The sequence below is a fragment of the Streptomyces sp. NPDC126497 genome (assembly GCF_040302425.1).
Taxonomy (GTDB): Bacteria; Actinomycetota; Actinomycetes; order Streptomycetales; family Streptomycetaceae; genus Streptomyces.
Genome location: NZ_JBEORT010000176.1, coordinates 1 through 6406 on the forward strand (window position 1 = coordinate 1; position 6406 = coordinate 6406).

Consider the following 6406-nt stretch of genomic DNA (forward strand, 5'->3'; position numbering starts at 1 on the left):
TTTGTGGTCTGTTGGGGCCCCGGGGGGGGGGTGCGCCGCTAGTTGGGGGGGCCGGGGTCGGGGGGGGGCGGGGGGTGGGGGCGGCCGGCGGGGGGCGGCCGGGCCGGGGGGGCCCGCGCGGGGGGCCGGCCCCGGCGGGGAGGCCGGCCCGGTGGCGCGGCCGGACGGGAGGGCCGTCCGGTGATCCGGTCGTTGTTCGTCAGCGACGTCCTGCCCCGCCGCCCCGCCGGCGGGGCGGTGCAGCGGATGGACCTGGTCACCGGGGCGCTCGCCGCGCTGGGTCCGGTGGACGCGCTCTTCCTCGCGCCGCCGGACACCGTGCCGCCGCCGGAGGAGACCGTCCGCTTCGCCCGCACCGGGGTCGCCGCCGTGACGCCGTACACGGGCGCCCGCGCCTTCCTGGAGATCGCCGCGCGCGGGCCGTCCGCCGCCTACGCCGCCCACCAGCGGCGCACGCTCGCGCCCGTCCTGCCCGGGTGGTCGACCGGCACCCGCTACGACCTGGTGTGGTTCAACCGGGAACGCGCCTGGCTGCCGCTGCGCGGCCGGTTCACCGGCCGCACCGTCGTCGACGTGGACGACTTCGAGGACGTGCTGATCCGCCGCTGGGCGCGGCTCGGCCGGGGCGTGTGGGGCGTGCCGCTGACGCCGTGGCAGCGCGTGCAGGCCCGGCGTTCGATCGCCTGGTGGGACCGCGTCCACCGGCGGGTGGCGCGGGAGGCGGACGTGGCCGTGGTCGCCTGCGCCCGCGACGCCGCCCGGCTGGGCACGGAACGGACGGTGGTGGTGCCGAACACCTACCCCGCCCGCCCGCCGGGGCCGCCGCGCACCGGCCGCGGCGCGACCCTCCTGTTCCAGGGCTCCTTCGACTGGGCGCCCAACGCGGACGCCGCCGCCTGGCTGACCGGGGAGATCCTGCCGCTGATCCACGAGCGGGTGCCGGACGCGAGGGTCGTGCTGGCGGGCGCGTCCACCCCGGACGTCGCCGCGCTGGCCGGCCCGCACGTGGAGGTCACCGGCGCGGTCCCGAGCATGGCGCCCCACCTGCGCGCCGCCGACCTGGTCGTGGTGCCGCTGCGCGTGGGCAGCGGCACCCGCATCAAGATCCTCGAGGCGTTCGCGCACGGCGTGCCGGTGGTCAGCACCACGGTCGGCGCCGAGGGCCTCGACGTGGTCCCCGGTGAGCACCTGGCCCTCGCCGACACCGCCGAGGACCTGGCCCGGCACTGCGCGGACCTGCTCACCGACCGGGCCCGCAGGGACGCCACGACCGCCGCCGCGAGCCGGCTGCACGCCGGCCGGTACCTGCCCGGACACGCGACCGCCCGCGTGCGGGAGGCGGCCCTGCGGGCGGTCGCGGGTTAGCCGCGCGGCGTGCCGGGCGTCAGGGGGAGGCCGCCGGGGCGTACGCGAACCAGTCGAAGGCGACCGTGCCCTCGGTGGCGTACATGCCGATCACGCGGCCGGTGAAGCCGCAGGCGACCTCGGTGGACAGGTAGCGGCCGTCCAGTTCGGCGAGCGGCCGGGCGTCCGGGGCGTCGGGGTCGCCGAGCCAGAAGGCGAGGGTGTCGGGGCCCGTGGTGCCGCCGTCGGTGAGCTCGGGCGAGGCGGGCACGAGGCCGGACGTGCGGATGGTGACGGTGAGGGTCAGCGGCCCGGGCGGGACCGGCCGGGCCGCCACGGTCTGGCGCAGCGGGCCGATCCGGGCGACGACGCCGGCCTCCCCGCCCCCGACCTCCAGCGCGTAGTGGTGGGCCTCGTCCAGGCGCACGCAGAGTCCGCCGCGTCCCGTACCCGGGTCGATCTCGGCGGTGACGCGGCAGTCGTGGTGCTGCTGGCGGCGGCCGACGAAGGTGTACCCGGGACGGTCGAGGGTGGGGCCGGTGGCGTTGAGGACCAGCCGGCCGGGGCGCTCGGTGAGCGACCAGGAGCCCGCCGGGCGGGCGAACGGCGAGATCCAGTGCGGCGCGAGGGCGGGCGCGTCGAAGTCGTCGCGGGCGGGCGGGGCCGGAACGGGGTGCCAGGCGCCGCCCGGGGCCGCGTGGCGCTCGGGAACGGGCGCGACGACGGGCCAGCCGTCCTCGTCCCACTCCACGGAGGTCAGGAACGTCTCGCGGCCGAGCACGTGCACGTCGGGGGTGAAGCCGCGGGGGCGGACACCGAGCAGCACCATCCACCAGCTGCCGTCGGGAGCCTCCACCAGGTCGGCGTGGCCGGTGTTCTGGATGGGGCGGGCGGTACCGCTGTGGGACAGCAGGGGGTTGGCGGGTGCGCCCTCCCAGGGGCCGCGCGGCGAGCGGCCGCGCGCGACGGACACGCTGTGGCCGCGTTCCGTGCCGCCTTCCGCGATCAGCAGGTACCACCAGTCGCCGATGCGGTAGAGGTGCGGTGCCTCGGGGAACTTGAGGCCGCTGCCCGACCAGGTGGCGAAGGGCCCCTCCAGCACCTTCCCCCCGACCGGGTCGATCCTGGCCATGTTGATGCCGCCCGCGGGCCCCGAGAAGGCGCACCAGCAGGTGCCGTCCTCCTCCCACGCCAGATCGGGGTCGATCCCGGGCAGGTCGATCCACACCGGGTCGCTCCACGGCCCCTCGGGCCGCTCGGCCGAGACGACGAAGTTGCCGCCGCCTCCGACATTGGTGTTGACGACCCAGAAGCGGCCGTCGTGGTGGCGGATCGTGGGGGCGTAGAGGCCGCCGGACGCCTTGGTGCCGGGGAGGGGAAGCGGCAGTTGCCCGGGCCGGTCGAGCACGTTGCCGATCTGCTCCCAGTGCACGAGGTCCTTGCTGTGGAACAGCGGCAGCCCGGGGAAGTACTCGAAGCTGGAGCACACCAGGTAGTAGTCGTCGCCGACCCGGCACACGCTCGGATCCGGGTGGAACCCGCTGATCACGGGGTTGTCGTACGTCTGCACGGAGAGAGGTTCCCTTCGAGTCGCCGGGCGCCGCGGAACGCGCCCGGGGTTCCGCGATCACCAGCATGGCGTCCCGGTCCCGCTGCGGTCGCCGCCGGTGGTCCACCGACGGGAGGATCCCCGGACGGGGTACGGCCGGGGATCCTCGAGGTGGTGCCGGTCAGCGGGCGGTCACCGCGGACCGGTCACGTCAGCGCCGCAGGGTGAGCACACCCGGCCGCCACGGCAGCCGGTTGTACTCGCCCCCCGCGTTGGGGTCCTTGCCCTGGTAGAGGAACTGCAGGTTGCAGGGGTCGATGGTCATGGTCTGGTCGGGGTTGTTGCGGACCAGGTCGCCGTGGCTGATGTCGTTGGTCCAGGTGGCGCCGCTGTTGGCCTTGCCCGCGAAGGGGTTGCTCTCGCTGGCGGCCTGCGGGGTCCACGAACCGTTCAGGCTGGAGGCCGTGAAGGAGCGGAAGTAGCGTCCGTTCGCGCCCATCGCCTCGACGATCATGAGGTACTGGTTCTGGCCCTGGACCTTGTAGACCTGTACGCCCTCGAAGAGGTTGGCCTTCGTGTCGCTCATGATCGTCGTGTACGACGAGCCGAAGTTGCCCGGGAAGTTCCCGATCGGCATGCTCGCCCGGTAGATCTTGCCGTTGTCACCGGCGAAGAACAGGTACATGTTCTGGCCGTCGGCGATCAGGGTCTGGTCGATCGGGCCGGTGTCGGAGCCGGAGATGCTGCCGGTGAACAGCGGCTGCGGGGAGGACCAGCCGTTGGGGTTGGTGGGGTCGCTCGACGTGCGGTAGATGAAGGGCCACGAACCCCACTGGTACGCCAGCACCCAGATGTTCTTGGGCGCGAAGTAGAACAGCGTGGGCGCCACCGCGGCCTGGTTCATCCCGGTCTGGCGGGCCGACGCCATGTCCGACCAGTTCGTGAAGGGGCTGAACATCATGGACCCGTACGACGATCCCGAGACGTTCGAGGCGTAGACCAGGTGCTTGCCGTTGTGCGTCACGGTGGTGAAGTCCTTCACCGCGGCCCACCCGTTCGCCGGCTGCGCCAGCACGCCCGTCGACGTCCAGCGGTACGACGACGGAAGGGAGCACGTGCCGTCCGTGGGCGGCGTCCCGGTCAGGCCGGTCCACTTCTGGTTGCTGCCGCCGTTGCACGTCCAGAGCTGCACCGCCGTGCCGTTGGCCGTACCGGCGCTCGCGGCCTCCAGGCACAGCCCGGACTCCACGCCGACGACCGTGCCGTCGGAGTTCACCCGCCACTGCTGGTTCGCACCGCCGGAACAGGTCCAGATCTGCACCCGGGTACCGGCGGTGGTGGCGTGGCCGGGAACGTCCAGGCACTTGTTGCCGTACACGGTCAGCTGGTTGCTGTCCGTCAGCGTCCACTGCTGGTTGGTCCCGCCCCAGCAGTCGTAGAGCTGCAGGGACGTGCCGTCGGTCTGGGCGCCGCCCGACACGTCGAGACACCGGTTCGAACCGACACCGCGCAAGGCGCCGCTGGAAGCGGCCTGGGCCGGGGTGGTGGCGACGAGCATCGCCGCCAGCGCGGCCAGGGCCGCGACCACGGCGGCGAGCACCGCGGACGGGCGCCTGCGGGTGGGACTTCCTCTGCGCATGGGGACTTCCTCAACCATGAGTAGGTGGTGCCGGCCGGCCTCGTCGGAGGCCGGCCGGACGGTCGTCGGCGTGCGATCACGGGAGCAGATTTGATGCGTGCATGACATAGATGGGGTGGGGCGCCCCCGTGCGGCCCGCCGTCCCGGCGGGCGCGGCACGGAGGAGCCCCTCCCGCCGTACGAGCGGGGTGACCCTGGCTCGTTCGTGATATCGAACCAGTGTCGAAGTACCGAGCAACTTGGATGATAGGGAACCGACGAACGGCGTCAATACTTCGCGCATGATTCGCGGAACGAAACGAAACATTCGCCTCCCCGCCGCGGCCCCGGACGGGGCGCCGCTCCCGGCCCGGACGGGATGCCGAGGTCGCGGCGGGGCGAGGTCTCCCCGCGGACGGAAGCCCGTGCCCGGCCCGCCGGCCGGGCACGGTTCCCGACGGGACGTCAGACGTTGAAGCGGAACTCCACCACGTCGCCGTCCTGCATCACGTAGTCCTTGCCCTCCATGCGGGCCTTGCCCCTGGCGCGGGCCTCGGCGACCGAGCCGGTCTCCACCAGGTCCTCGAAGGAGATGACCTCCGCCTTGATGAAGCCCTTCTGGAAGTCGGTGTGGATGACACCGGCGGCCTCGGGGGCGGTGGCGCCCTTCTTGATGGTCCAGGCGCGGGACTCCTTGGGGCCGGCCGTGAGGTAGGTCTGCAGGCCGAGGGTGCGGAAGCCGACGTGGGCGAGGGTGGCGAGGCCGGGCTCGTCCTGGCCGACGGACTGGAGGAGCTCGAGGGCCTCGTCCTCGTCCAGCTCGGCGAGGTCCGCCTCCAGCTTGGCGTTGAGGAAGATCGCCTCCGCGGGAGCGACCAGCGCGCGCTGCTCGTTCTTGAAGTCCTCGTCGGTCAGCTCCTCCTCGTCGACGTTGAAGACGTAGAGGAAGGGCTTGGTGGTGAGGAGGTGCAGGTCGTGGAGGAGCTCGTTGCGCTCGGTGCCCTGGACGACGCCGTGGGAGAAGAGCGTGTCGCCCTTCTCCAGGATCTCCTTGGCCTCCTCGACCGCCTTGACCTTGGGCGCGACGTCCTTCTTGATCCGCGACTCCTTCTGCAGGCGCGGCAGGACCTTCTCGATGGTCTGCAGGTCGGCGAGGATCAGCTCGGTGTTGATCGTCTCGATGTCGTCCTTCGGCGAGACCTTGCCGTCGACGTGCACGACGTTCTCGTCCTTGAAGGCGCGGATGACCTGGCAGATCGCGTCGGACTCGCGGATGTTCGCGAGGAACTTGTTGCCCAGGCCCTCGCCCTCCGAGGCGCCGCGCACGATGCCCGCGATGTCGACGAAGTCGACGGTGGCGGGGAGGATCCGCTGGGAGCCGAAGATCTCCGCCAGCTTGGTCAGGCGGGGGTCGGGGACGCCGACCACGCCGACGTTCGGCTCGATCGTGGCGAACGGGTAGTTGGCCGCCAGCACGTCGTTCTTGGTCAGGGCGTTGAACAGGGTCGACTTGCCGACATTCGGCAGACCGACGATTCCGATCGTGAGCGACACGTTGCGACTTCCCGTACGTGAGGAGTGGGGGACGAGGACCGGCCGACGGGGCTGTGTGGGCCGATCCACCAGTCTACGGCGTGCCCGCCGACGCCCCCCGCGACGTGTCGAACGTCCGGCCGGGCTCCGGCCCCGGCGTGTCTGGCGGGCCGTTCGGCACATAAAACGACCTACGTTGGTGCAGTGGAGCCACACAGGACGCGACCTTCGCAGCACGAACGGTACGGACCGCGACGTGAGGGGCCTGATTCGGCACAGCTGCGGGAAAACGACCCGGCTAAGGCTCGGTGAAATGATCGGAATCATTCAGGAAACACTGCGGTAAAGAAAAGGGCCGTGAC

Annotated in this window: 4 protein-coding genes; 1 reads left to right on the forward strand and 3 read right to left on the reverse strand. The window is 72.3% G+C overall.

Annotated features, from left to right (window positions below):
- The first annotated feature begins 180 nt into the window (after window positions 1-180).
- Complete coding sequence (locus tag ABTY20_RS34570) at window positions 181-1365, forward strand: glycosyltransferase (RefSeq protein ID WP_352001110.1); 1185 nt, start codon at window positions 181-183, stop codon at window positions 1363-1365.
- A 19-nt stretch (window positions 1366-1384) separates the two neighbouring features.
- On the opposite strand, the gene ABTY20_RS34575 is transcribed toward ABTY20_RS34570, so the two are convergent.
- The 3 genes from ABTY20_RS34575 to ychF all read right to left on the reverse strand — a co-directional run bounded on the left by ABTY20_RS34575 (window position 1385) and on the right by ychF (window position 6065).
- Window positions 1385-2914 carry a glycoside hydrolase family 43 protein gene (locus tag ABTY20_RS34575; protein WP_352001111.1) on the reverse strand — a complete coding sequence of 510 codons (1530 nt, stop codon included), beginning with the start codon at window positions 2912-2914 and terminating at the stop codon, window positions 1385-1387.
- 190 nt (window positions 2915-3104) lie between these two features.
- Complete coding sequence (locus ABTY20_RS34580; protein ID WP_352001112.1) at window positions 3105-4532, reverse strand: non-reducing end alpha-L-arabinofuranosidase family hydrolase; 1428 nt, start codon at window positions 4530-4532, stop codon at window positions 3105-3107.
- Between the two features lie 444 nt (window positions 4533-4976).
- Window positions 4977-6065: a redox-regulated ATPase YchF gene (gene ychF, locus ABTY20_RS34585; RefSeq protein WP_352001113.1), complete on the reverse strand. Its 1089-nt coding sequence runs from the start codon at window positions 6063-6065 to the stop codon at window positions 4977-4979.
- Between the last annotated feature and the right edge of the window lie 341 nt (window positions 6066-6406).

Excerpts from the sequence above, each read along its gene's own strand:
- ABTY20_RS34580 (WP_352001112.1), bottom strand. The coding sequence starts at position 4,532 with ATGCGCAGAGGAAGTCCCACCCGCAGGCGCCCGTCCGCGGTGCTCGCC.